This is a genomic window from Micromonospora sp. WMMD967 (genome assembly GCF_029626165.1).
Lineage (GTDB): Bacteria > Actinomycetota > Actinomycetes > Mycobacteriales > Micromonosporaceae > Micromonospora > Micromonospora taraxaci.
On record NZ_JARUBK010000001.1, the window covers coordinates 1,934,286 to 1,958,960 of the forward strand.

Here is a 24,675-nt window from a genome sequence, read left to right on the forward strand (position 1 = left end):
GCTTCGGCGTCGGCGCGTCGCCGCCGGGTCGCGGCGCGGCGGCGCCAGGTGTCCGCCCGTCGCCGGCCGGCTTCTGACTGGGTACGGCCGCGGTGCGCGGCTCGTCGTGCTCGCTCATGCCGTCACCTCCGTCGTCTGCTGCGAGGCGACGATCTCGGCGTACGTCGGGCAGGTCTCCAACAACTCCGCGTGTCGTCCCACTCCGACGACCCCTCCGTTCTCGAGCACGATGATCTGGTCGGCGTCGACGATCGTGGAGACCCGCTGGGCCACGATCACCACCGCGGACTGCGCGGTGATCGGCCGCAACGCCGCCCTCAGCCGCGCGTCGGTGCCGAGGTCGAGCGCGGAGAACGAGTCGTCGAACAGGTAGATCTCCGGTTGCCGGACCAGGGCGCGGGCGATGGCGAGGCGTTGCCGCTGCCCGCCGGAGACTGTGGTGCCGCCCTGCGCGATCGGGGCGTCCAGCCCGCCGGGCATCTGCGCCACGAAGTCCCGGGCCTGGGCGATCTCCAGGGCCGCCCACAGCTCCTCGTCGGTGGCGTCCGGGTTGCCGTAGCGCAGGTTGCTCGCGATCGTCCCGGTGAACAGGTACGGCCGCTGCGGCACCAGGCCGATGCGTCGCCACAGTTCGTCGGGTGCCAGCTCCCGCACGTCGACACCGTCGACGAGCACCGCGCCCGCGGTGACGTCGACCAGGCGGGGGATCAGTGACAGCAGTGTCGTCTTGCCGGCGCCGGTGCTGCCGATGATCGCCGTGGTGGTGCCCGGGGTGGCCCGGAAGGAGATGTCGCGCAGCACCGGCTCGACCGCTCCCGGGTACTGGAAACGCACCCCGCGCAGCTCCAGCTCCGCCCGGGTGGACAGGTCGGTGACCGGCGCGGCGGCCGGAACCACCGAGGAGTCGGTGTCCAGCACCTCGACGATGCGTTCGGCGCAGACCGCCGCCCGGGGCACCATCATCAGCATGAAGGTGGCCATCATGACCGCCATCAGGATCTGCATGAGGTACGCCAGGAAGGCCGTCAGCGCGCCGATCTCGATCGCGTCGGCGTCCACCCGCTGCGCGCCGAACCAGAGCACCGCCACGCTGGACACGTTCAACACCAGCATGACCACCGGGAAGATCAGCGCCAGCAACCGGCCGGTACGTAGCGCGGTCGCGGTCAGGTCGGCGTTGGCGACGGCGAAGCGGTCCGTCTCGTACGGCTCGCGGACGAAGGCACGGACCACCCGGATGCCGGTGATCTGCTCACGCAACACCCGGTTGACGGTGTCGATGCGGGTCTGCATCAGCCGGAAGCCCGGCACCATCCGGCGGATGATCGCGCCGAGTGCGATGGCCAGCACGGGCACGCTGACCAGCATCAACCAGGACAGGCCGATGTCCTCGCGCAGCGCCATGAAGACCCCGCCGACGCTCATGATGGGTGCCGCGACCAGCATCGTGCAGCTCATCAGCACGAGCATCTGCACCTGCTGGACGTCGTTGGTGTTGCGGGTGATCAACGAGGGTGCCCCGAACCGGGCCACCTCACGGGCGGAGAACCGGTTGACGTGCCCGAACAGTTCGGCGCGGACGTCCCGGCCGAAGCCCATCGCGACGCGTGCGCCGAGATAGACGGCGGCGATCGAACAGACGATCTGGACCAGGCTGACCAGCAACATCCAACCGCCGGTGCGGACGATGTAGTCGGTGTCGCCCCGGGCGACGCCCTGGTCGATGATGTCCGCGTTGAGGCTCGGTAGGTAGAGCGAGGCCATGGTGCCCACGAACTGGAGCAGCACCACCGCCAGCAGTGGTCGTTGGTAGGTGCGCAGTTGGTTGCGCAGCAGTCGGATCAGCACGCCGGATCCTTCGGTTCGGTGAGGCGTCCGGTCATCCGCGGGTCGTCCCCGCTGCCGATGACCTCCAGCAGGAACTCGCGGATCACGGCGGCCTTCTCCGGGTCGGCGTCGACCGAGGTGAGCGGGCGTCCGGAGTGCATCAACGCGCTGAGCGCAGCGGCCCGCTCCCGCCCGGCGGGCGTGAGGGCGAGTCGGATGCTGCGCCGGTCGCTGTCGTCGCGCTGCCGCTCGACCAGACCGTCGCGTTCGAGCGTGTCCACGATGCCGGTGAGGGTCGCCGGGCGGACGAAGCCCTTCTCGGCGACCTGCCGGTGGGGCAGCTCGCCGTGTCGGGCGAGCGTCATCAGGGTGATCATGCCGGCCTGGGTGAGGCCGTGCTCCTCGGCGAGGTAGCGGTTCCACCGCTGCCCGACCAGGTGCCCGGCCACCACCAGCAGTCGGCCGAGAGGCACGTCCTGGAGGGTCACGAGTTCCACGACAGTAGGTTAGCCCCCTGATAGTCAGGGGCCAAACGAAATAGCGACGGCCGCCGCGACGAAGACCAGTTGCAGCGCGGTGCGCTGCGCGAGCGGGGTGACCGGGCGCCCGGCGAGGGTCAGCCTTCGGCGTGCGGCCGAGACGTTGGCCGGGAACATCGCGAGCATCAGCAGGGCGAGTCCGGCCGCCACGACGCGGGCGGTCGCCGGCACCAGCAGGCCGATCGCGCCGACCAGTTCCAGCACTCCGGTGGCGGTGACCAGCAGGTCCGGTCGGGGCAGTCGGGGCGGGACCATCGCGATCAGGTCGGCGCGCCGCCGGCCGCCGAAGTGCGCGACGGCGGTCAGCGTGAACATCAGGGCCAGCCCGACGCGCAGAGCCGGGTGCCATCCGTCCAGCGCGGAGAGGCCGGCCAGACCGGCGAGGCGGGCCAGGGCGCTGCCGACGAGCAGAGCGATCAGGGGTGCCATCGAAATCCTCCTCGAAAACTTGTCGGTGACAAGATTGCGAGTCGAGGTGGCATCTTGTCAATGGCAAGATACGATCCTGACGTGACCGACACGCGTGCGTACCACCACGGGGACCTCCGCCGTGCACTGCTCGCCGCCGCGCTCGAGGCCATCGAGGAGGTCGGGCCTACCGCGTTGAGCCTGCGCGACCTGGCCCGCCGAGCCGGCGTCTCGCACGCCGCGCCCGCGCACCACTTCGGAGACAAGGCGGGCCTGCTCACCGCGCTCGCCGCGCAGGGCTTCGACCTGTTGGCGCAGGCGCTGGTCCGGGCCGGTGACGACCTGCTCGAGGCCGGCGTCGCGTACGTGGACTTCGCCGTCCGGCGCCGCGCGTACTTCGAGGTGATGTTCCGGCCCGAGCTGCACCGGACGGACGACGCCGAGCTGACCGCCGCCCGGGAGCGCGCGGGTGCCGCACTCCGCTCCGAGGTGGCCGCCCTGCCCAACGGTGGCGCGCCCGCCGACACCGACCGGGACGCGCTCGCCGCCTGGTCGATCGCCCACGGTTTCGCCACCCTCTGGCTGGCCGGAGCCCTGCCCGACCGGGTGGGAAACAACCCGAGCGACGCCGCCCGCGAAGTCCTCCGCCGCCTGACCCCGTAACCCCCTCCCAGCGTCGATCATGGAGTTGTGGTGGGCGGTTCACCCGTCGATGCCCGTTCTGTAGGGCACCACAACTCCATGATCGACCCGGGTGGGGGCTACCAGCTGGTGGGGAGGGGCATTCCTTCGGTGAAGCCGGCGGCACTCTGGACGCCGACCAGGGCGCGGTCGTGGAACTGGGTCAGATCCCGTGCGCCGGCGTACGTGAACGCGCTGCGCACCCCGGCGATGATCTCGTCGATCAGGTCCTCCACGCCGGGGCGGGCCGGGTCCAGGTACATCCGGGCCGAGGAGATGCCCTCCTCGAACACCGCCTTGCGGGCCCGGTCGTACGGGCTGTCGTCCGCGGTACGGGCGCTGACCGCCCGAGCCGACGCCATCCCGAAGCTCTCCTTGTACCGCCGACCGTCCGCGTCCGTGTAGAGGTCACCGGGGGACTCGTAGGTGCCGGCGAACCAGGAGCCGATCATCACGTTGGACGCTCCGGCGGCCAGCGCGAGCGCCACGTCGCGTGGGTGCCGCACCCCGCCGTCGGCCCACACGTGCCGGCCCAGTTCGCGGGCGGCCGCCGCGCAGTCGAGGACGGCGGAGAACTGCGGTCGGCCCACGCCGGTCATCATCCGGGTGGTGCACATCGCGCCTGGTCCGACGCCGACCTTGATGATGTCGGCCCCGGCCTCGACCAGGTCGCGTACCCCCTCGGCGGTGACCACGTTGCCGGCCGCCACGGGCACTCCCGGGTCCAGCTTGCGGACCGCCTGGAGGGCGGAGATCATCCGCGCCTGGTGGCCGTGCGCGGTGTCCACGACCAGGGTGTCCACCCCCGCCTCCAGCAGTGCCCTGGCCTTGCCGGTCACGTCACCGTTGATCCCGACGGCCGCCGCGATACGCAGTCGACCACCGTCGTCCACGGCCGGTGTGTAGAGGGTCGCCCGCAACGCTCCCTGGCGGGTCAGCACCCCGACCAGTCGACCGTTGGCGTCCACCACCGGGGCGAGCCGGCGACGTCCCGCCGAGAGCCTCTCGAACCCGGTCCGCGGGTCCGCGTCCGCCGGGACCGTGTGCAGCTCCGTCGACATCACGTGACGCAGCTGAGCGAACCGGTCCACACCGGTGGTGTCCGCCTCGGTGACCACGCCCATCGGCCGGCCGTCGTCGTCGACCACGATCACCGCACCGTGCGAGCGCTTGGGCAGCAGGTGGATGGCGTCGCCGACGGTCTCGGTCGGCCCCAGGGTGATCGGCGTGTCGTAGACCAGGTGCCGCTGCTTGACCCAGGCGACGACATTCGCCACCACCTCGATCGGGATGTCCTGCGGGATCACCGTGATCGCGCCCCGGCGGGCCACCGTCTCCGCCATCCGCCGGCCGGCGACAGCTGTCATGTTCGACACCACCAGCGGGATGGTGGTGCCGGTGCCGTCGCTGGTGGAGAGGTCGACGTCGAGCCGGGAGCCCAGGTCGGAGCGGGCCGGCGCCATGAAGACGTCGGTATAGGTCAGGTCGTGCGCGGGAACCGCGCCGTGTAGGAACCGCACCCGGCCATCATTCCCGCCTCCGGTCGCCATCGCCCACGTCGGTGCCGCAAACCACCCCTGCCGTACGACGCTCCGTCCGACAAAGCGGACGGGAAGGCCCTCCGACCGTCAGGCGATGGTGCAGATCGCGGCACCGGCGGTGATCACGGCACCGACCTCGGCGGCGAGCCCGCTGACAGTGCCCGCCTTGTGGGCGTGCAACGGCTGCTCCATCTTCATCGCCTCCAGCACCACCACCAGGTCGCCCTCGGCCACGGTGTCGCCGTCGGCAACAGCGATCTTGACGATGGTGCCCTGCATCGGCGAGGTGAGCGCGTCTCCACCGACCGGGGCGCCGGCCTTCGCACCGCCACCGCGCCGAGTCGGCTTACGGGAGGCGGGTGCCGCGGTGGTCGTACTCCCGCCGAAGCCGGCGGGGAGGCTGACCTCGAGGCGCTTGCCGCCGACCTCGACCACGACGGTGTCGCGCTCGGCCGGCGCCTCGGCGGCGCCGGCGGCGGCGGTGAAGGGCGGCACCGTGTTGTGGAACTCGGTCTCGATCCACCGGGTGTGCACGCTGAACGGTTCGGCGGTGAACGCCTCGTCGCGCACTACCAGCCGGTGGAACGGCAGGGCGGTGGCCATGCCGTCGAGGACCATCTCGTCCAGCGCGCGGCGGGCGCGTTCCAGGGCTTCGGTCCGTGTCTCACCGACGATGATCACCTTGGCGAGCAGCGAGTCGAAGTTGCCGCCGATCACGTCGCCGGCCGAGATGCCGGTGTCCACCCGCACACCCGGGCCGCTCGGGAGCCGCAGCGCGGTGACAGTGCCCGGGGCGGGCAGGAAGTTGCGGCCCGGGTCCTCGCCGTTGATCCGGAACTCGATGGCGTGCCCGCGCGGCGTCGGGTCCTCGGTGATGCGCAGCTTCTCGCCGTCGGCGATCCGGAACTGCTCGCGGACCAGGTCGATGCCGGCGGTCTCCTCGGTGACCGGGTGCTCGACCTGGAGTCGCGTGTTGACCTCCAGGAAGGAGATCGTGCCGTCCCTGCCGACCAGGTATTCGACGGTGCCGGCGCCGTGGTAGCCGGCCTCGCGGCAGATCGCCTTGGCGCTGTCGTGGATCTGCGCCCGCTGGGCGTCGGTGAGGAACGGCGCGGGGGCCTCCTCGACGAGCTTCTGGTGCCGGCGTTGCAACGAGCAGTCCCGGGTGCCCACCACGATCACGTTGCCGTGCTGGTCGGCGAGGACCTGCGCCTCGACGTGGCGGGGCTGGTCCAGGTAGCGCTCGACGAAGCACTCGCCCCGGCCGAACGCCGCGACCGCCTCCCGGGTGGCCGACTCGAAGAGCTGGGGGATCTCCTCCATCGTGCGGGCGACCTTGAGGCCGCGACCGCCGCCGCCGAAGGCCGCCTTGATGGCCACCGGCAGGCCGTGGTCGACGGCGAACGCGATCACCTCGTCCGGGCTGGCCACCGGGTCCGGGGTGCCGGGGACGAGCGGGGCGCCGGCCCGCTGGGCGATGTGCCGGGCGGTGACCTTGTCACCAAGGTCGCGGATCGCCTGCGGGGTGGGACCGATCCAGGTCAGCCCGGCGTCGATGACCGCCTGGGCGAAGTCGGCGTTCTCGGAGAGAAAGCCATAACCCGGGTGTACGGCGTCGGCGCCGGCCCGGGCGGCGACGTCGAGCAGCTTGTCGATGCGCAGGTACGTCTCGGTCGCGCTGTCGCCACCGAGCGCGTACGCCTCGTCCGCGAGGGTGGCGTGCAGGGCGTCGCGGTCGGAGTCCGCGTAGACGGCGACGCTGTCCAGGCCGGCGTCGCGGCACGCACGGATCACCCGGACGGCGATCTCGCCGCGGTTGGCGATGAGTACCTTGCGCACCTTCGTGGCTCCTCCCGGGCAGGTTACTGACGGGGAGTGTATCGGCCACCCTGGCGGCCCTAACGATCGCTCAGTGTGGGATGCGGCACTGCGCCACCCCCACTTAGTCAAACTTGGCTATTACGCTTGTTGGGTGTCTGCGACTCGAATGATGATCCTCGGTCTGGTGCGGTGGATGCAGCCCGTGCACGGCTACGACGTACGCCGTGAGCTGCTGAGCTGGAGCGCCGACAAGTGGGCCAACGTGCAGCCCGGATCGATCTACCACGCGCTGCGCAAACTCACCGAGGAAGGGCTGCTCAACGCCGTCGCGACCGAGCAGGTCGGTGCTCGTCCGGCCCGGACCACCTACGAGGTGACCGCCAAGGGGGAGGACGAGTTCGAGACGTTGCTGCGCAACCTCTGGTGGAACCTCAGCGAGCCGCCCGACCCGTTCACGGCGGCGTTCTCCTTCCTGCCGGCGATGCCCCGTTCGGAGGCGGCGGCGGCCCTGCGCAACCGCGCCAACCTGCTCCGCGCCAACGTCGCCTCGATGCGTGCCTCGCTCGAGTCGGACTGGGTCCGCAACGCCAAGCCGGTACATGTCAGTTGGATGGTCGAGCTGTGGTCCGTCCGGGCGGAGGCGGAGGTCGGGTGGTGCGAGCGAATCGCGGAACGTGTCGAGTCAGGTGTGTCGTACCTGCCTGCTGAGCTGGAGAACGCGGATGGTTGGCCGGGGTGGCGGGACGGTGAGGAGCGGCCCGCGCCCGACGCGAAATAATCAATGTTGACTAGAAACGTTATATCGCGTTAGCCTGCTGACGGCACAGCGGGGGAGTGCGCCGTCCGGCGTCGTCCCAATCGGCGGCCGGCTCGACCGGCCCTACTCGATGGTCGGCTCGGCCGGCCCGAACGATCAGGAGCAGAGATGATCGAGACCAGGGGGCTGCGGAAGTCGTTCCGCTCCCGCGCGGGTCGAGAGACGAAGACCGTGGACGCCGTGCGGGGTGTCAACCTCGAGGTCGCCGAGGGCGAGATCTTCGGCTTCCTCGGCCCGAACGGCGCCGGCAAGACCACCACGCTGCGGATGCTCGCCACGCTGATCGAGCCGGACGGCGGCGAAGCCACCATCGCCGGCGCCGACCTCCGCAAGGACCCGGCCGAGGTGCGCCGCCGCATCGGCTACGTCCCACAGGGCGGCAGCACCTGGGACGAGTCCACCGCGCGCGAGGAGCTGGTGCTGCACGCCCGCATGTACGGCATCGGCAAGGCCGACGCGCAGCGCCGCGCCGTCCGCGCGCTGGACGCCTTCCAACTCACCGAGTACGCCGACCGCAAGTGCAAGACCTACTCCGGCGGTCAACGCCGACGGGTCGAGATCGCGCTCGGCATCATCCACGAGCCGAAGATCGTCTTCCTGGACGAGCCGACCACCGGCCTCGACCCGCAGAGCCGCGCCCACATGTGGGACGAGATCCGCCGACTGCGCAGCGACGGCATGACCGTCTTCATCACCACGCACTACCTGGACGAAGCAGACGCGCTCTGCGACCGGATCGCGATCATGGACAACGGCGAGGTCGTGGCCGAGGGCACCCCCGCCGAGCTGAAGCGGGAGATCTCCGGTGACGTGGTGCTGGTCGGCCTCGACCTGGCCGCCACGCCGCAGGCCGCCAAGGCCCTCGACGGCGAGCTGTTCGTCAACAAGCTGGAGACCGTCGACGAGGGCGGCCTGCGCCTCTACGTCGACGAGGGCGCCACCGCCATCCCGCAGGTGCTGCGCCGACTCGACCACGCCGGCCTGGAGCTGCGCTCGATCGAGCTGCACCGGCCCAGCCTGGACGACGTCTTCCTCACCAAGACCGGCCGCTCGCTGCGCGAGTCCTGACCGTTCGTTCATCGCTCGCTGCGCGAGTCCTGACCACTCGGAGACCACTCATGAAATTCGCCCGTGACACGTGGCTGATCTTCCAGCGGCAGACCCAACTGCTGCTGCGCAACCCGGTCTGGGTCTTCGTCGGCGTGTTCCAGCCGGTGATGTACCTGCTGCTCTTCGCCCCGCTCCTCAAGCCGGCCCTGAACGCACCCACCCAGGCGGCCGCCTACAAGATCTTCGTACCCGGTCTGCTGGTGCTGCTGGCCATCTTCGGCGGCCTCTTCCAGGGGTTCGGCCTCATCGCCGAACTGCGAGCCGGGGTCATCGAACGCTCGCGGGTCACCCCGATCAGCCGGCTGGCCCTGCTGCTCGGCCGCTCACTGCGCGACGTGGTGTCGCTCCTCGTGCAGGCCGTCATCATCACCCTGCTGGCGCTCCTGTTCGACCTGCGGGTGTTCCTCGGTGACCTCCTGCTGGCGTACCTGATGCTCGCCCTTATCGCCCTCATGACCTCGGCCGTCTCCTACGGCGTGGCGCTCAAGGTCAAGAGCGAGGACGCGCTGGCCCCGCTGATGAACACCGTGGCGCAGCCCGTGCTGCTGCTGTCCGGCATCCTGCTGCCACTGACGTTCGCCCCGGGCTGGTTGCAGGGCATCGCCGACTGGAACCCGTTCTCCTGGGCGGTCGACGGCACCCGTGCGCTGTTCGCCGGCGACCTGGGCAGCGACAAGGTCTGGCAGGGCCTGAGCATCACCGCGGTGCTCGCCGTGCTGGGCGTCGTCTGGGCAGCACGACAGTTCGCCCGCAGCGTCCGCTGACGCCGTGGCCGCGGCCGTGGTCTGGCCGTGGCCTGGCCGTGGCCGTGGCCGGGCTTGATCGACTCGGTTTCTGGAAGTCGGGGTGTCCTGGCGCGTGGGATGCCGCGACTTCCAGGAACCCGAGTGGATCAGCTGCTCAGCGCACCCGGGCGAGGGTGAGACCGTCGGCGATCGGCAACATCACCGGGTCCACCCGCACGTCGGCGAGCACCTCGTCGTTGAACGCGGCGATCGCCCGGTCGCTGACGTCCCTCGGCGCGATGACCCTGCCGCCGCGCAGCACGTTGTCGACCGCGATCACCCCACCCGGACGCATCCGGGGCACCAACTCCGCCCAGTAGATCGGGTAGCCCGTCTTGTCCGCGTCGATGAACGCGAAATCGAGATAGCGCTCCTGCGGCAGCTCCCGTAGCCGGTCCCCGGCCGGGCCGATCCGCAGGTCGATCCGGTCCTGCACGCCGGCCCGATCCCAGTAGCGCCGGGCGATGCCGGTGAACTCCTCGGAGATGTCGAAGCAGGTCAACTGCCCACCCTCGGGCAGACCACGGGCGATCGCCAGCGACGAGAGCCCGGTGAACGTGCCGACCTCGACAGCCTGCCGCGCGCTGAGAAGCCGGGTGAGGAAGGTCAGGAAGGCCGCCTGCTCCGGCGCCACCTGCATCGTGGCGTGCTCGGGCAACACCGACCGGGTCTCCTCGGCCAGGTCCCGGATGATCTCGTCCGGCGGGGAGCCGTGCGCGACAAGGTAGGCGTGCAACTCGTCGGTGAGCGGGATCGACTTGGTGGTCATGACCGGACGTTACCGAGTGGCTCGACGGTCTGGCCGCCCGGCGCGACCTTCGTCCACAGGTCGGTGATCCGCAGGTCAAGCTCGGCGAGAAGGCGGCGCAGCAGCGGCATCGACAACCCGACCACCGTGCCCGGGTCACCCTCTATCCGCTCCACGAACGGCCCGCCCAGCCCGTCGATCGTGAACGCGCCGGCCACGGCCAGCGGCTCGCCACTGGCTACGTACGTGGCGATCTCGTCGTCACTGATGTCCGCGAAGTGGACAGTCGTCGAGGCCACCGCCTCCGCGCGCCGCCCGGCAACGACGTCGATCAGGCAGTGCCCACTGTGCAGAACCCCGCTGCGCCCCCGCATTCGCTGCCACCGCCGGGTCGCGTCCGCCGGGTCCGCCGGCTTACCGAGAATCTCCCCGTCGAAGGCCAGCACCGAGTCGCAGCCGACCACCAGCGTCCGCTGATCAGCGGCCGGGCTCAACCGGGTCAGCACCGCCTGTGCCTTGAGTCGCGCCAACTCCAGGCACAACTCCTCGGCCCGGTCGGCCATCACCAGGGATTCGTCCACCCCGCTGACCAGCACATCCGGCTCAATGCCGGCGGCCTGCAGGAGCTTGCGACGGGCAGGGCTCGCCGATGCGAGCACAAGGCGGAGCGGGAGAGAGTCAGACACGAACCTGACGTTACCGGCAACCCAGTCACGGCGTCCGCCACGCTAGATCCAGCCCACGCATAACCCACATCCCCTTGATCCACTCTCCCCTTGATCCCCTTCCATCTTGATCCACTCCACATCGCCGATAACGGCCCATCCACCCCCGACCGACACCGCCACATCGGCGATATGGAGTCGATCAGCCCGGCCTACCCCTCGGCGACGCTCGCCCTGCCCGGAAAACGCGGTATCCGATGCCGCCAGACACCCCGGTTTCGCGAAACCCGAGACGATCAAACTCGCTCGCGCTCTCAGCGGCTGATCCTGGGCGGCGGATCATCACCACGGCGACGGCGCCGTGCCACCACCGCCCATCCGACCCCGGCAGCCAGAATCACACCCAGGGTGGCCAGGCCACGTGCCGTAGCGCCGGTGTCGCCATCACCCTGCCGTTCGCCGGCCGCCGTCGAAGGGTCGGCGTCGGCGGGAGCGCTCACCGATTCAAAACCCAGCGGCGGTACGTCTGCCGTCAGCGCCGCCACGAGATCGATCACGCCATAGCCGTACTCGTCGTCACGCCCAGGCGGGCCCTTGTCGATGGCGGTGGCCGTGAGCCGATGCGCGACCTCGCGCGCGGGCAGGTACGGGTACTTGGAGCGAATCAAAGCCGCCGCCCCGGCCACAATCGCCGTCGCACTCGATGTACCGGTGCCCTTCGAGTACTTTCCGCCGTAGCTAGTGCTGTAGATGTCCACCGCAGGAGCGACCACGTCGATTTCCGGCCCGGTGACCGAGGTGGCAGCGTGTTGTCCAGCGCGATCGACACCACCAACCGCGATCACGCCCTCTTCGCTGGCTGGGTAGGAAACGGGTTCGTGGGGAGTGTTTCCTGCTGCTGCGACAATAACAATATTTGCGGCTATGGCAGCGTTCACTGCCTGTACGAGACGCGGCGTTGATGCTCCTCCAGAGGAGATGCTTATAATTTGGGCCCGAGTTGAAATGGCGTATTCAATGGCCTCAGCGAGATCGTCGGCTTCCCCAAGATTCTGCGAGGTGGACGCCAGTATAGGGATTATTTTGGACTGCGGCGCAATTCCGAGGGCTCCTAGGTTGCCAGCTTGACCGTGGGCCGCGATCAATCCCGCCATACTTGTGCCGTGGCTGTTCGAGTCTTTCTTGCCGTCGCCGGAGCCGCCAGCGATCGTATCGGTTCCCGTCAACAAGTTATTTTTCAGGTCAGGGTGAGGGTCGACGCCGGTGTCGGGAACGGCAACGATGACCCCATCGCCTTGGCTGATTGCATGCGCTTGGAGGGCCTTCAAGAACTCGAGGTGCCACTGATCTTTACGAATTCTTTCGGCTGCCTCAGGTGTCGCTGCGGTCTGACTAATAATCGATGGAACTTCTGGAGCAAGCCCAGTGCTTAGAGTCTGCAATAACAGCAGGCCGATAGTGGCCTTGGCTCTGGCATTAATCATCTATTAAGGCCGATGGCGGGGCCGGGATCAATCGGCCCACCGTCGTCGGGCGGGCGGACCACCGGCGCTACTCCCGCATCGGTTTCCCATGGATGGTCGGGATCCCAACGGGAGGGTTTGATGCTGTCCTTCCGTTGGTCGCTCGGGCGGACCGAAGTCGACTGAAAGCCCGGGGGAAACGCCGACCCGGGCGCTCCGCCCATCGGGGCCATGCCTTGCGTCGATGAAAGGCCACGTCCCGATCCAGGCCGAGAACCCGCCCCGCCGCTCGGCGCTGTGCCTGCCCCGCCGCCACCGATTACACCGCCGATTGGGTTGACCCGGCGGGGTGAACTCTGAGTTGGGCCAGGTTGGCTGAGGCCCATGCCTGGTGTGCCCCCGATAAGGCCTCCTGGTGCCATGGGGCGAATGGATGCCGGTGGTGTTTGGCGCTGCGCAGGATTTTCGGTACCGGCTGGTGGCCTGGCACTCGCGGACTGCCGTGGCGGCAAACCGCCGACAGGTCCGATTGGAGCCCCGGCTGGCACGCCGGAAGAAGTGGCAGCTATCGGTCCTGCCGGAGGTAATCCTGATCCTGAGAAGTTTGGATTCGTCGTGCCGGGCACTAAAGTGGAACCCGTTCCACCCAGCACTGGCCCCACTCCGTTGGGCACCTGCGCACGCATAGGCTGCGACGACGCTACGTTCCGGGCCTCCGTCGTTGCTGAGGCTGACCTAATAGGTACTGGAACGATAGGCGGGATTACCGGGGTCTGTGCGGTGCTGGCATAAACGTCAGGGTCGTTCGGCTGGTGACCTACTCGGGGTGGGGGTGGGGGTGGTTTTTGGAGTGTTGCTTGGGCGTGTTGGAGTTCGCCGCTGAGGCCGAACATCATGCTCCTGGCCTGCACGTTCAGCTGTTCCAGTTCCCCATCCGCGACCGGCGGCGTCGTCACCCGGTTGCCCATCACCGCTTTCGGGTCGGCGGCCATCGAGTCGTACGCCTGCTTCTGTTGGAGCTTGGCCGCGTACACCTCGTGGATTTTGCGGAGCGCGGCGCGGGTGGTGCTGATGGCCTGGGTGGCGGCGGACAGCGCGGTGTAGTTCGCGGCGGCGGCGTCGTGGGTGCGCTGGACCTTGTCGATGAGTTCGTCGAGTTCGGCGAGGTACGTGCTGGAGGCGGCGCTGGTTTCTGGTGGCCAGGCGGCGGCGAGCCCGCGCCGGTATTCGTGGAGACGGCCGAGGTGGGTTTGTGCGAGGTCGCAGACCTTGCGCCAGCCGGCGACCTGTTTCCAGTGGTTGGCGGTGTCGTGGTCCTGTAGGCAGGCCCACATGCTGTTGACGTCCATCAGCTGCCAGTCGGTGAGGCCGGAGGTGCGGCCGGTGCCTCGTTCGATCACGGCAGGACCACCGGCCCTTCGGTGTCGGGCCTGGTGGGGTCGGTCAGCATCGGCGTCGGCCCGCCGGGTAGCAGGCTGCTCGGGTCGGCGAGGGCACGTCGGACGTCGACCACTCGGGCGGCGGTGAAGGCGTCGCTGTCGGCGTAGTGGGTGGCGACTCGATCGGCGGCGGCGGCGAGGTGGCCGGTGGCGCCTCGGACGGCGTACACCATGTCGGCGGTGGCCTGCTGCGTCTCGTGGTGCGCGTGCAGGAACGTGACCAGCTCGACGAAGGCGTCGCACGGGTTGGGCAGTTGCGCGGACATGTCTTCGGCGATGTACGGCAGGTGGGGCGCGTAGTTGCTTTCGACTTCCGCGGCGAGCCGGTCGGCGAAGTCGCGGAGCTGGCTGATGTCGGCCTCGATGCCGCCGTATCCGCGCAACCAGGGCGCTGGCCGGCCCTCCTCAGGGATCACGGATCCTCCCTACGTGTAACGGCACCGCTTCCCTGAGTGAGGGTAACGGCTCCGCGTGCCCCTGGCAGCCCCCACCTGGAGGGGTCGGGTCAGCGGGGCAGGCCGGCGGCCCGCCACCCGCCAGGGCCGGCGGGGCGCCCGCTGCGCGCCCAGGCGGAGGCGGTCTTCGGGGCGGGGGCCACGGCCGGGCGGGAGCGGACGACGAGCGCCCCGACGAGAGCGGCCAACTCCTCGGCGGTGGGGACACCGCGGACGACCCGGATCAGCGGCTCTTCGGCAGACATGCCGCCAGGGTACGCGGCGCGAAGTTGCGGGAAGCGGACAGTGGCGTGCCGGCGGTGTGAGCGTCGGCGGCTCCGGGTACCGTCTCAGCGATGTCGAACGCGCTTCCCCAACTTGTCGCTGACCGATACCGGCTCCTGTCGCCGCTCGGCCAGGGCGGCATGGGCCGGGTGTGGAAGGCGCGCGACGAGGTGCTGCACCGGGACGTCGCCATCAAGGAGTTGGTGCCGCCGCCCGGTCTCACCGACGAGGAACGCCGCGAGATGCGGGAACGCTCGTTGCGGGAGGCCCGGGCCATCGCCCGGCTCAACCACGCCAACGTCGTCCGCATCTTCGACGTGCTGCGCACCGACGGCGATCCGTGGATCGTCATGGAGTACGTGGCGTCGAAGTCGTTGCAGGACACGCTCGCCGAGGACGGCCCGGTGTCGGTGGCCCGCACCGTGGAGATCGGCCTCGGTGTGCTGGGTGCGCTCAGCGCCGCGCACAAGGCCGGCGTCATGCACCGGGACGTCAAGCCGGGCAACGTGTTGCTCGGCGAGGACGGCCGGGTGGTGTTGACCGATTTCGGCCTCGCCACGATCCCGGGCGACCCGAACGTGACCCGCACCGGCATGGTGCTCGGTTCACCCGCGTACATCTCCCCGGAGCGCGCCCGCGACGGCACCGCCGGGCCGGAGGCCGACCTGTGGTCGCTGGGCGCGACGCTGTACGCGGCGGTCGAGGGCAAGTCGCCGTACGCCCGGCCGTCGGCGATCGGCACCCTGGCCGCGTTGGCCACCGAGCCGATCCCGCCGCCGAAGAACGCCGGCCCGCTCAAGGCAGTGCTCAACGGGCTGCTGCGCAAGGACCCGAACGAGCGGATCACCGCCGAGGTGGCGGAGCGGTTGCTGCGCCGCGCCGGCGGCAAGCGGTCGCGCGGGATTTCGCTGCTCGATGGCGTACGCCGGCCGGGGCCGAACGGTCCGCGTGAGCCGCGCCCGCCGTTGGTGCCGGCGCCGCGACCGGCTGAGAGTGTCGACCGGCCGGTGTCGCCGCCGCCGGCCGCCGCCGCTGCGTCTGTCGCCGCCGTGACCCCGACCGCCGACGCGGCACCGGCCGAGGCCGCCACGCCGGCGGCCGACGCCACACCGACGGCCGACGCCACACCGACGGCCGTGGTGTCGTCCGGTGTGGACGCCGACCCGGCGGCGGCGGAGCCGACCGCCACGATCGACCGACCGGCCCCGGCCGACGCCGACCCGACCGCGATGGTCACGGCGACGAGCGCCACGACCGGCGACGATACGACGACCACCGACGACGACGAGCCGACCGTCGTCGACGGTCCGCCGGTGGCACCGGTGCAGCGCAAGCCGTCGACGCCGACGGCGCTGATGCCTCCGGTGGGTCCCTCCGGTCGTGCGGCGGTGCCGTTGTCGGACGGCATGAAGCCGAACAACACTCGCCGCAACGTGCTGGTCGGTGCCCTGGTCGCGCTGCTGCTGATCGGCCTCGTGGTGATCGTGCCGATGCTCACCAAGGACGACGACAAGACTCCGCAGGCCAACCCGACAGGGGCCGCCGCGACCTCGGGGGCTGCCCCGACGTCCGCTGCCGCGCCACCGCCGCCGACGACGGGTGCGCCCACTCCGTCGGCCTCGGCGACGCCCTCGGCGGACCCGAACGCGCTACCGGCAGGCTGGAAGCTGCACAAGGACCCGACCGGTTTCGCCCTGCCGATCCCCGACGGCTGGGTGCGTAGCCAGGTCAACAGCAACACTGTCGTCTTCAACCAGTCCAACGGTCCGGGAAAGCTGCTTGTGCAGTGGACCGCCAGCCCGAAGAAGGACGCGGTAGCGGACTGGCAGGAGCAGGAGCCGAACCGCAAGCGGCTCGTCAGCAACTACCAGAACCTCGGCATCAAGTCGTGCGACTTCTGGAAGACCTGCGGCGACTGGGAGTGGCTGGAGACCCGGGGCGGGCAGCGGATCCACGTCCGCAACCGGGGGTTCGTGACGGCCAGCAACCGGGGGTACGCCCTGCGGTGGGAGATCGCCGAGAAGGACTGGCAGGCCAACCTGCCGAACTTCGACCGGATCGCCAAGGGTTTTGTGCCCGACCGTCAGGACTGAAACTCATTCGCATGACCTTCCGTCGTCCTGGGTAATTGACCTTCGACGACGGAGGGAGGCACGACATGGGTTACCGACGGAGGGACACCCGGCCTCGGATGGCACTGTGGATGCTCGTCGCGCTCGGCGACGCGATCCTGCTGCTGGTCGCCGTGGGGGTTCCGGTGCTCATCGCACTGCTCAGTGTCGTGATCGTTGCCGGCTCGGGAGTGACTGCCTGGCGGTTGTCCCGCAGGGGCGCTCTGGCCCGCGAGGAAGCTGTGGTGCCGGCCCTGAGCCGGCGTCGAGCCTGACCTGAACCGACTGTGGTGGCGGCAGCCGGACCGATTGTCGACCGTGAGGTGACCGTCGATCCCGCTGCCGCCAACGGCACTGTCAGGTGTTGTTCGCCAGGGCGATCAGGCGACTCCGGTCGCCGTTCCAGTAGTTGCGGTCCACGTTGCCGCTGATCCCGGAGACAGCGCCGGTGCTGGTGTACTGCCAGAAGCTCCACACCGACGCCCCGGCCGGCAGGGCGCCCGGCGTGCTCGCCCAGCGGGCCAGCCAGAGCGGGTGGTTCGCCCACGGGCCGGTCCAGCTGCCGGTGCACTGGTTCCACCAGCTCGTGGTGGTGTAGATGACCGCGTACCGGCCGGTGCGGGAGCGGTAGGTGTTCAGGAAGTCCTGGATCCAGTTGCGCATGCCTGTCGTGCTGAGGCCGTAGCAGTAGCCGCCGCTGTACGGGTTGCCCTCGATGTCGAGTGCCGCCGGCAGGGTGCGGCTGTCCGCCGACCAGGCGCCACCGTTGGAGGCCAGGTAGTTGGCCTGGGTGGAGCCGGCGGAGATGTTCGGCCGGGCGAAGTGGTACGCCCCGCGGATCACCCCGGCGTTGTACGCGTTGACGTAGTTCGCGTTGAAGTTCGGGTCCTTGTAACTGGTGCCCTCGGTCGCCTTGATGAAGGCGAACTCGACGCCCGCGTTGCGGACGCTGGTCCAGTTGATGGTGCCCTGGTAACGGGACACGTCGACGCCGGCTGTGGTGGCCGCGGCCGCCGGTCCGGCGGTCGCGACCAGGGCCGCCGCCGCGGTGGCGAGGACGGTGAGGCCGGCCGCGAGCGCGCGGCGCAGCGATGACGGGGTACGGGCCATGAGTGCCTCCAAGAGGATCGCTCTATCGACAACCATCTTTGGAGGTTAGTGCCCAAGATCGCAAGTGTGGCTGAAGAAAGCTTCATCGATGGTTCATGAAGGTCCGCTGCCCACGGAAGGGCGGTTCAGCGCAGCGCAGCCGGGTCGAGCTGCCAACGGAACGGCTCGACGACTGTCAACGTCTCGCCGGCCTTGGCGACCTGGTCCTCGACGTAGTGCTCACCGTCGAGCCGGTACAACCGCAACGAGTGCCCGTCCCCGTCCTGCTCGACAAGCAGGTACCAGGGGATTCGCGCGATGGCGTAGAGCTGCATCTTGACGAGCCGGTCGGCCGCGGCGTTGCCCGGCGAGACGATCTCGCAGACCAGCACCACCTCGGCGGCCTCCACCGCCGTGCCCTCGTCGTCGGTGTCCGCGACAACCACGTCGGGAATGACGATCCGGTCCGGCCCGAGCCGAACGTTGACCGCCTCGAAGACAAGGAGGGGCTGTGACGTCACCGCTCGGCGCAGACTGTAGACGAGTTCCCACGACACCAACTGGTGCCGCTTGCTCGGGGCAGGGCTCACGATCAGGCTCCCGTCGAGCAGCTCGATCCGGTCCGGGGTTTCAGCCAGGGCGAAGTAGTCGGCCTCGGTCCAGAGCCCGACGTGATGTCCCAGGGGTTCCGCACTCATCGGCGCTCACCTCCCGCTTCAGTCGCCACCCGATCAGTCTCACAGGATACGAGCCGGTGCCTCCGGAGCGACACGGAACACCGCCGGTAGGCTCGCGCCCCATGATGTCGATCGACGGGCTGGGCGACCTGTGGGACACGCTGTTCGGCGCGCAGCCGGACCCGCCCGCGCCGCTGGTGCTGATCACCGCGGCCGTCGCGCTGGTGGTGGTGTCCACGCGTCTGCCCTGGCGGATCGCCCGGAACGCCATCACCATCGCGCACGAGGGTGGGCACGCCCTGGTCGCCCTGCTCACCGGCCGTAAGCTGCGCGGGATCCGACTGCACTCGGACACGTCCGGGCTGACGCTCTCCGCCGGTCGTCCCACCGGACCGGGAATGATCCTCACCCTGCTCGCCGGGTACGTCGCCCCGCCGTTGGTCGGCCTGGCCGGTGCGTGGCTGCTCGGCGGCAACCGGATCACCCTCCTGCTCTGGGTGGCGGTGGCGCTGCTGCTGGCCATGCTCGTCATGATCCGCAACGTCTTCGGCGTGGTGTCACTGCTGGTCACCGGTGCGCTGGTGTTCGTCGTCTCCTGGTACGCGTCGCCGCAGGTCCAGGCCGCGTTCGCGTACACCGGGGTGTGGTTCCTGTTGCTCGGTGGGGTGCGGCCGGTGGTGGAGCTGCAACGGCTGCGCTCGCGAGGCCGGATGCCCGCCTCCGACGCCGATCAGCTCGCCGGGCTGACCCCGTTCCCGGCGATCTTCTGGGTAACGGTCTTCGCCCTGATCAACCTGGCCGCCCTGGTCGCCGGCGCGCTCCTGCTGGCCGGCCCGATCCTCACCAACGCCGGCCTGACAATCTGACCCCACCCCACCCCACCCCACCCCCGCCCGCCCCACGGTCGATCATGGAGTTGTGGTGGGTGACAAAAGCCGCGAAAAATACCGGCCCGGACACCACAACTCCATGATCGGCGGCGCGCAGGGCGACGGGAGGGTGGTGGGAGGGCGGCGGGATGGCGCGTGAGGGCGGGCGTGAGGGGGCGGCGGGCAGAATGAGGGCATGCGATACGTGATCATCGGGGCGGGTGCGGTCGGGGGAACGATCGGCGTGCGGTTGGCCGAGGCCGGCCGGGATGTGACGCTGGTGGCCCGTGGGGCGCACCTCGACGTGATCCGGGAACGGGGTCTGACGCTGCGGCAGCCCGACGGCGGGGTCACCGCCCGGCTCGCCGCGACGGACGGGCCCGGCGACGAGCCGCTGCCCGCGGACACCGTGCTGGTCCTCACCGTCAAGTCGCAGGACACCGCCGGCGCGCTGGCCGTTTGGGTGGACGCGCCGGTGGCTGGCGGTGGTACGGCCGGTGAGCGGCTGCCGTTGGTGACCGCCCAGAACGGGGTGGCAAACGAGCGGGCCGCGCTGCGCCTCTTCGCCGACGTGCACCCGGTCTGCGTCTGGCTGCCCGCCACCCACCTGGACCCGGGCATGGTGGTGGCCAACGGCTACCCACATCCGGGGATGCTCCACATCGGTCGCTACCCCAGCGGCGCCGACGACACCGACCGGGCGATCGCCGCCGACCTGGACGCCGCCGGCTTCGTCGCCCCGGTGCGCGCGGACGTCATGCGCTGGAAGTACGGCAAGCTGCTCAGCAATCTCGGCAACGGTCTGCAGGCGTTGCTCGGCGGGGACATCCCGGACGAGTTGGCCGAGCGGGTACGCGCCGAAGGCGTCGCCGCGTTCGCCGCCGCCGGGATCGCGCACACCACACCGGAGGAGGAGAAGGCCGAGCGCGGTGACCTGGTCGGGCAGCGCCCGGTCGACGGCGAGGCGCGTTCCGGTGGCTCGACCTGGCAGAGCCTGGCCCGGGGCACCGGCTCGACCGAGGTCGACCACCTCAACGGGGAGGTCGCGCTGCTCGGCCGGCTGCACGGCGTACCGACGCCGGCCAATGTCGCCGTCCAGCGGGCGGTACGCCGGGCGGTCCGGGAGCGGATCGTGGCCGGCGCGTTCCCGCTCGCCGAGCTGGAGAAGTTGATCGCCTGATCGGGGCAACCGACGGCCCTGTCCCGTGCGTGTTCCCTGCGACCGACACGGGGAGGTAGCGGGTGCCGGACGTCGACGGGTTCGACGAGTTCTACCGGGGGAGCCGGCAACGGCTGCTCGGGTTCGTCTACGTGCTCACCGGCGACCGGGGCGAGGCGCAGGACGCCGTGCAGGAGGCGTACATCCGGGCGTGGCAGCGCTGGTCCACGGTCAGCGGCTACGACGACCCGGAGGCGTGGGTGCGGGTGGTGGCCAGCCGGATTGCCGTCAGCAGGTGGCGCAGCCTGCGCAGCCGGGCCCGCGCGTACCTGCGGCACGGCGCCACCGAGACCGTCCCCGGTCCGGGCACCGACACCGTCGAGGTGGTCGCCGCCCTGCGTCGGCTGCCCGAGGAGCAACGCGTCGCCATCGCCCTCTACTACCTGATGGGTATGCCGGTCGCCGAGGTGGCCCGGGAGACCGAAGCCCCGGTGGGCACCGTCAAGGCCCGACTCTCCCGGGGGCGTGCCGCGCTCGCCGGGCTGCTCGCCGTCTCTGACCTGGAGGAGGCCACCGATGCGTGACGACCTGACGTTCGTCGAACAGGTCCAGCGGGACCTTCAGGACGTGCGCTGGCCCGGTCCGGAGGAGATCCGTGCCCAGGCCCGCCGCCGCAGCCAGCGCAGGATCGTGGCGGCCACCGCCGTACTGGCCCTCGCCGGGGTTGCCGGCGTGGCAGTCGCGGCTCCGCGGAACTCCCCGTCGCCGGCCCTGCCGGTCGCGTCCGCCTCGCCGACCCGGCACGAGATCACCACCGACGCCCTGCTCCAACCGGCCGACCTGACGCGCCCGATCGAGGTGCAGCTCAGCCAGGCGGGCATAGGGGAGCCGGTCCGGGTCGACCCGATGCTCGAACAGTGCCGGGCCAACCTGGGGCTGCCGGAGGGGTGGCGGTTCTCCCGCGTGTCCCGCTCACAGACCCTGCTTCGGGCGCGTCCCGCCGGAACCGAGCCCGGCAACGCCGACGTCCTCGTGATGCAGGACGTCTACCGGATGGCAACACAGGACGAGGCGACGTTGGCCCTCGTGACCCTCCAGGGTCTGGTGGACCCGTGCGAAGAGTGGCGCAGCCGCGGGCCGTACGAGCGGAAGGGGCAGACCGGTACGGCGGAGGCGGTGCACCGGTGGCAGGTCCGGCCGCTGGACTCTGGGGGGCAAGGCGGCGTCCTGCTGACCCACACGGTTTCCCAAGCCCGGGACCTGAACACCGGCGCGACGCTCAACGACGAGACGCGCCCGACCAACACTGCGGTGGTGCAGGTCGGCGATCTCGTCTCGGTGCTCAGCCTCGGTCGCGACGGCACCGAGGCGGAACTCCAACAATTAGCCCTCGCGGCCGTGGCGCGCCTGTGCGCGAACGCCAACGCCCCACCCCCGAACTGTTGAGGACGACGCGGTCGCGGTTGTCTGCGAACCAGGAGCATCGCGCCACGTCAGGAGAAGTGTTCCCTCCGGACAGTGCGAGGCGACTCTCCGCCTGACGTTGCGCGGATCGAGAAAACCGGACCCGCGTCACAGCGGGATGTTGCCGTGCTTCTTCGGGGGCAGGGTCTCCCGCTTGGTGCGCAGGACGCGCAGCGCCCGCACGATCTGGGTCCGCGTCTCGTGCGGCGGGATCACCGCGTCGACGTACCCGCGTTCGGCGGCCACGTACGGGTTGGCCAGGGTGTCCTCGTACTCGGCGATCTTCTCGGCCCGGACCGCGGCCGGGTCGTCCGCGCCGGCCAGCTCGGAGCGGTAGAGGATGTTGACCGCTCCCTGCGCGCCCATCACGGCGATCTGGGCGGTGGGCCACGCGAAGTTGAGGTCCGCGCCGAGGTGCTTGGAACCCATCACGTCGTACGCCCCGCCGTAGGCCTTGCGGGTGATCACGGTGACCTTGGGGACCGTCGCCTCGGCGTACGCGTAGATGAGCTTGGCGCCACGGCGGATGATGCCGTCCCACTCCTGCCCGGTGCCAGGGAGGAAGCCGGGCACGTCCACGAAGGTCAGCACCGGGATGTTGAACGCGTCGCAGGTGCGGACGAACCGGGCGGCCTTCTCCGAGGCGGCGATGTCCAGGGTGCCGGCGAAGTGCATCGGCTGGTTGGCGACCACGCCCACCGGCCGTCCCTCGACCCGGCCGTAGCCGACCACGATGTTCTGCGCGTAGAGCGGTTGGACCTCGAGGAAGTCCCCGTCGTCGAGGACGTGCTCGATCACCGTGCGGATGTCGTACGGCTGGTTGGCGGAGTCCGGGATCAGGGTGTCCAGCTCGCGGTCCTCGTCGGTGACCTCAAGATCAGCCGGCGCCTCGACCACCACCGGCTCGTCGAGGTTGTTCGACGGCAGGTACGACAGCAGCGCCTTCACGTAGTCGACAGCGTCGTCCTCGTCGCTGGCGAGGTAGTGCGCGTTGCCGCTGCGGGAGTTGTGCGTACGGGCTCCGCCCAGCTCCTCCATGCCGACGTCCTCGCCGGTCACCGTCTTGATGACGTCCGGGCCGGTGATGAACATGTGCGAGGTCTGGTCGACCATCACCGTGAAGTCGGTGACCGCGGGGGAGTAGACCGCGCCACCGGCGCAGGGCCCCATCACCAACGAGATCTGCGGGATGACACCGGAGGCCCGTACGTTGCGGAAGAAGATCTCCCCGTAGAGGCCGAGCGAGACCACGCCCTCCTGGATGCGTGCGCCGCCGGAGTCGTTGATGCCGACGACCGGGCAACCGATCTTCATGGCCAGGTCCATCACCTTGACGATCTTCTCGCCGAAGACCTCGCCGAGTGAGCCACCGAAGACCGTGAAGTCCTGTGCGAAGACGCACACCTGCCGGCCGTCCACCGTGCCGTAGCCGGTGACCACACCGTCGCCGTACGGGCGGTTCTTCTCCAGCCCGAAGGCCGTGGACCGGTGCCGGGCCAGCTCGTCCAGTTCGACGAAGGAGCCCTCGTCGAGCAGCATCTCGATCCGCTCGCGGGCGGTCCTCTTGCCGCGCGCGTGCTGCTTTTCGACAGCGCGGGCCGACCCGGCGTGCACCGCCTCGTCGACCCGGCGCTCCAGGTCCGCCAGCTTGCCCGCGGTGCTGTGGATGTTGGTCCCGGTCTCGGTAGTCACCCAGGGAATATAACGATGGTTCAGGTGGGTGCCGCTGTGCAGTACGCCTCAGTGCCGACGGGACCACCGCCGTAGGCTGACGGGATGTCGGGCTCCCCGTACACCAATCTGGATCGCCCGCCGCTGTCGGCGGCCCGGCTGCGCCGCGCGTTGGTCGCGCCGAACGGGCCGTGGGCCCGCCTGGAGCTGCGCACCGAGACCGGGTCCACCAACGCCGACGTGGCCGAGGCCGCGCGGGTCGGCGAGCCCGAGGGCCTGGTCGTGGTCGCCGAGCAGCAGACCGCCGGGCGTGGCCGACGCGGTCGGGTCTGGCAGTCGCCGGCGAGGGCCGGCATCACCACCAGCGTGCTGCTGCGGCCCGGGGAGGCCGTGCCGGACCGCGGTTGGCTACCGGTGCCATCCACGGGGTACGGGTGGCTGCCGTTGCTGGCCGGCGTGGCGCTGGTGGAGGCGGTGGCCCGGTTGGCCGAGCTGGAGGCCTCCCTGAAGTGGCCCAACGACCTGCTGATCGACGACGCGAAGTGCGCGGGCGTGTTGGCCGAGGTGGTGCCCGGCCGCGCACCGGAGGAACCGGCGGCCATCGTGCTCGGCATCGGGCTCAACGTGACGCTGCGCGCGGACGAGCTGCCGGTGAACCCGACCGGGCTGCCGGCCACGTCGCTGCAGTTGGCCGGCGCGGCGGCCACCGACCGGGACCCGCTGCTGCGAGCGCTGCTGCGCTCGGTGGCCGAGTGGTACGACAGGTGGCGCTCGGCGGGCGGCGACGCGGTGGCCAGCGGCCTGCGGGAGGCGTACCTGGCAGCGTGCTCGACGGTCGGTCGTGAAGTGCGGGTCCTGCTTCCCGACGGTGAGGTGTTGACCGGCAGCGCGACCGGGGTGGACCGGGACGGTCAACTCCAGGTCGCCACCGCCACGACCACCCGCACCCTGGCCGCGGGTGACGTCCTCCACCTGCGCTGATCTCACGACCGGCGTCGAACGCGCGACGGGCACCCACCTTTCAAGATCGTGAAGAGTGGGGTGGGGCCGCGTGGCGGATGTTGTGGTGGGC

General features: G+C 70.2%; 25 protein-coding genes. 12 read left to right on the forward strand and 13 right to left on the reverse strand.

Going from position 1 to position 24,675, the window contains the following annotated elements; genetic code table 11:
• Positions 1 to 114 precede the first annotated feature (114 nt).
• From O7631_RS09185 to O7631_RS09195, 3 genes are read right to left on the reverse strand one after another with little or no spacing between them, the layout of a single operon-like run.
• Complete coding sequence (locus tag O7631_RS09185; protein WP_269681164.1) at positions 115 to 1,848, reverse strand: ABC transporter ATP-binding protein; 1,734 nt, start codon at positions 1,846 to 1,848, stop codon at positions 115 to 117.
• A complete protein-coding gene (locus O7631_RS09190) occupies positions 1,842 to 2,324 on the reverse strand; it encodes a MarR family transcriptional regulator (RefSeq protein ID WP_278143867.1) in 483 nt (160 codons plus the stop codon). Before O7631_RS09190 ends, O7631_RS09185 begins: the two co-directional genes overlap by 7 nt.
• A gap of 24 nt (positions 2,325 to 2,348) precedes the next feature.
• Positions 2,349 to 2,795 (reverse strand): DoxX family membrane protein, encoded by a 447-nt coding sequence (locus O7631_RS09195; RefSeq protein ID WP_278143868.1) that lies wholly within the window; start codon positions 2,793 to 2,795, stop codon positions 2,349 to 2,351.
• An 81-nt stretch (positions 2,796 to 2,876) separates the two neighbouring features.
• Between O7631_RS09195 and O7631_RS09200 the strand changes: the two genes are divergently transcribed.
• Entirely contained in the window at positions 2,877 to 3,437 is a 561-nt protein-coding gene (locus tag O7631_RS09200) for a TetR/AcrR family transcriptional regulator (RefSeq protein WP_278143869.1), read from the forward strand.
• A 98-nt stretch (positions 3,438 to 3,535) separates the two neighbouring features.
• On the opposite strand, the gene O7631_RS09205 is transcribed toward O7631_RS09200, so the two are convergent.
• Together O7631_RS09205 and O7631_RS09210 are read right to left on the reverse strand one after the other, a co-directional pair.
• Positions 3,536 to 4,975 (reverse strand): GuaB1 family IMP dehydrogenase-related protein, encoded by a 1,440-nt coding sequence (locus O7631_RS09205; RefSeq protein WP_278143870.1) that lies wholly within the window; start codon positions 4,973 to 4,975, stop codon positions 3,536 to 3,538.
• A gap of 108 nt (positions 4,976 to 5,083) precedes the next feature.
• On the reverse strand, positions 5,084 to 6,835 hold the full coding sequence (locus O7631_RS09210; RefSeq protein WP_278143871.1) for a biotin carboxylase N-terminal domain-containing protein: 1,752 nt from the start codon (positions 6,833 to 6,835) through the stop codon (positions 5,084 to 5,086).
• A gap of 148 nt (positions 6,836 to 6,983) precedes the next feature.
• Here O7631_RS09210 and O7631_RS09215 point away from each other — a divergent pair, with 148 nt between their 5' ends.
• The 3 genes from O7631_RS09215 (at position 6,984) to O7631_RS09225 (ending at position 9,508) form a co-directional block, all read left to right on the forward strand.
• The gene (locus O7631_RS09215; protein WP_278147892.1) at positions 6,984 to 7,595 is read left to right on the forward strand and encodes a PadR family transcriptional regulator; all 612 of its coding nucleotides are present in this window, start codon (positions 6,984 to 6,986) and stop codon (positions 7,593 to 7,595) included.
• Between the two features lie 147 nt (positions 7,596 to 7,742).
• Positions 7,743 to 8,702 carry an ATP-binding cassette domain-containing protein gene (locus tag O7631_RS09220; RefSeq protein ID WP_278143872.1) on the forward strand — a complete coding sequence of 320 codons (960 nt, stop codon included), beginning with the start codon at positions 7,743 to 7,745 and terminating at the stop codon, positions 8,700 to 8,702.
• 50 nt (positions 8,703 to 8,752) lie between these two features.
• The gene (locus tag O7631_RS09225; RefSeq protein ID WP_088986366.1) at positions 8,753 to 9,508 is read left to right on the forward strand and encodes an ABC transporter permease; all 756 of its coding nucleotides are present in this window, start codon (positions 8,753 to 8,755) and stop codon (positions 9,506 to 9,508) included.
• A 136-nt stretch (positions 9,509 to 9,644) separates the two neighbouring features.
• Here O7631_RS09225 and O7631_RS09230 read toward each other — a convergent pair whose 3' ends face one another.
• From O7631_RS09230 to O7631_RS09240, 3 genes are all read right to left on the reverse strand, one after another.
• Complete coding sequence (locus O7631_RS09230) at positions 9,645 to 10,298, reverse strand: O-methyltransferase (RefSeq protein WP_278143873.1); 654 nt, start codon at positions 10,296 to 10,298, stop codon at positions 9,645 to 9,647.
• Positions 10,295 to 10,963 carry a Maf family protein gene (locus O7631_RS09235; protein ID WP_269681157.1) on the reverse strand — a complete coding sequence of 223 codons (669 nt, stop codon included), beginning with the start codon at positions 10,961 to 10,963 and terminating at the stop codon, positions 10,295 to 10,297. The genes O7631_RS09230 and O7631_RS09235 overlap by 4 nt, the downstream gene beginning before the upstream one ends.
• A gap of 293 nt (positions 10,964 to 11,256) precedes the next feature.
• A complete protein-coding gene (locus tag O7631_RS09240) occupies positions 11,257 to 12,426 on the reverse strand; it encodes a S8 family serine peptidase (protein WP_278143874.1) in 1,170 nt (389 codons plus the stop codon).
• Positions 12,427 to 13,262: 836 nt separating this feature from the next.
• On the opposite strand from O7631_RS09240, the gene O7631_RS33270 reads away from it, so the two are divergent.
• Positions 13,263 to 13,727 carry a hypothetical protein gene (locus O7631_RS33270; protein ID WP_347403500.1) on the forward strand — a complete coding sequence of 155 codons (465 nt, stop codon included), beginning with the start codon at positions 13,263 to 13,265 and terminating at the stop codon, positions 13,725 to 13,727.
• A 74-nt stretch (positions 13,728 to 13,801) separates the two neighbouring features.
• Here the strand turns inward: O7631_RS33270 and O7631_RS09250 are convergent, their stop codons facing one another.
• Both O7631_RS09250 and O7631_RS09255 read right to left on the reverse strand, forming a co-directional pair.
• Positions 13,802 to 14,260: a hypothetical protein gene (locus O7631_RS09250; RefSeq protein WP_278143875.1), complete on the reverse strand. Its 459-nt coding sequence runs from the start codon at positions 14,258 to 14,260 to the stop codon at positions 13,802 to 13,804.
• Positions 14,261 to 14,349: 89 nt separating this feature from the next.
• A complete protein-coding gene (locus tag O7631_RS09255; protein WP_278143876.1) occupies positions 14,350 to 14,544 on the reverse strand; it encodes an acyl-CoA carboxylase subunit epsilon in 195 nt (64 codons plus the stop codon).
• Between the two features lie 90 nt (positions 14,545 to 14,634).
• On the opposite strand from O7631_RS09255, the gene O7631_RS09260 reads away from it, so the two are divergent.
• Entirely contained in the window at positions 14,635 to 16,656 is a 2,022-nt protein-coding gene (locus O7631_RS09260; RefSeq protein ID WP_278143877.1) for a serine/threonine-protein kinase, read from the forward strand.
• 65 nt (positions 16,657 to 16,721) lie between these two features.
• The gene (locus tag O7631_RS09265) at positions 16,722 to 16,949 is read left to right on the forward strand and encodes a hypothetical protein (protein ID WP_278143878.1); all 228 of its coding nucleotides are present in this window, start codon (positions 16,722 to 16,724) and stop codon (positions 16,947 to 16,949) included.
• A gap of 82 nt (positions 16,950 to 17,031) precedes the next feature.
• Here the strand turns inward: O7631_RS09265 and O7631_RS09270 are convergent, their stop codons facing one another.
• Together O7631_RS09270 and O7631_RS09275 are read right to left on the reverse strand one after the other, a co-directional pair.
• Positions 17,032 to 17,784 (reverse strand): GH25 family lysozyme, encoded by a 753-nt coding sequence (locus O7631_RS09270; protein WP_278147894.1) that lies wholly within the window; start codon positions 17,782 to 17,784, stop codon positions 17,032 to 17,034.
• A 125-nt stretch (positions 17,785 to 17,909) separates the two neighbouring features.
• Positions 17,910 to 18,461, reverse strand: a complete 552-nt coding sequence (locus O7631_RS09275; protein ID WP_278143879.1) for a Uma2 family endonuclease — start codon at positions 18,459 to 18,461, stop codon at positions 17,910 to 17,912.
• 101 nt (positions 18,462 to 18,562) lie between these two features.
• On the opposite strand from O7631_RS09275, the gene O7631_RS09280 reads away from it, so the two are divergent.
• From O7631_RS09280 to O7631_RS09295, 4 genes are all read left to right on the forward strand, one after another.
• The gene (locus O7631_RS09280; protein WP_278143880.1) at positions 18,563 to 19,306 is read left to right on the forward strand and encodes a M50 family metallopeptidase; all 744 of its coding nucleotides are present in this window, start codon (positions 18,563 to 18,565) and stop codon (positions 19,304 to 19,306) included.
• A 199-nt stretch (positions 19,307 to 19,505) separates the two neighbouring features.
• Positions 19,506 to 20,489 carry a 2-dehydropantoate 2-reductase N-terminal domain-containing protein gene (locus tag O7631_RS09285; protein ID WP_278143881.1) on the forward strand — a complete coding sequence of 328 codons (984 nt, stop codon included), beginning with the start codon at positions 19,506 to 19,508 and terminating at the stop codon, positions 20,487 to 20,489.
• A gap of 62 nt (positions 20,490 to 20,551) precedes the next feature.
• A complete protein-coding gene (locus tag O7631_RS09290; RefSeq protein ID WP_145786299.1) occupies positions 20,552 to 21,052 on the forward strand; it encodes a SigE family RNA polymerase sigma factor in 501 nt (166 codons plus the stop codon).
• Positions 21,045 to 21,914, forward strand: a complete 870-nt coding sequence (locus O7631_RS09295) for a hypothetical protein (RefSeq protein ID WP_278143882.1) — start codon at positions 21,045 to 21,047, stop codon at positions 21,912 to 21,914. The genes O7631_RS09290 and O7631_RS09295 overlap by 8 nt, the downstream gene beginning before the upstream one ends.
• Before the next feature lie 126 nt (positions 21,915 to 22,040).
• Here the strand turns inward: O7631_RS09295 and O7631_RS09300 are convergent, their stop codons facing one another.
• Positions 22,041 to 23,624: an acyl-CoA carboxylase subunit beta gene (locus O7631_RS09300; RefSeq protein ID WP_278143883.1), complete on the reverse strand. Its 1,584-nt coding sequence runs from the start codon at positions 23,622 to 23,624 to the stop codon at positions 22,041 to 22,043.
• Positions 23,625 to 23,708: 84 nt separating this feature from the next.
• On the opposite strand from O7631_RS09300, the gene O7631_RS09305 reads away from it, so the two are divergent.
• Entirely contained in the window at positions 23,709 to 24,584 is an 876-nt protein-coding gene (locus O7631_RS09305; RefSeq protein ID WP_278143884.1) for a biotin--[acetyl-CoA-carboxylase] ligase, read from the forward strand.
• Positions 24,585 to 24,675: the final 91 nt, after the last annotated feature.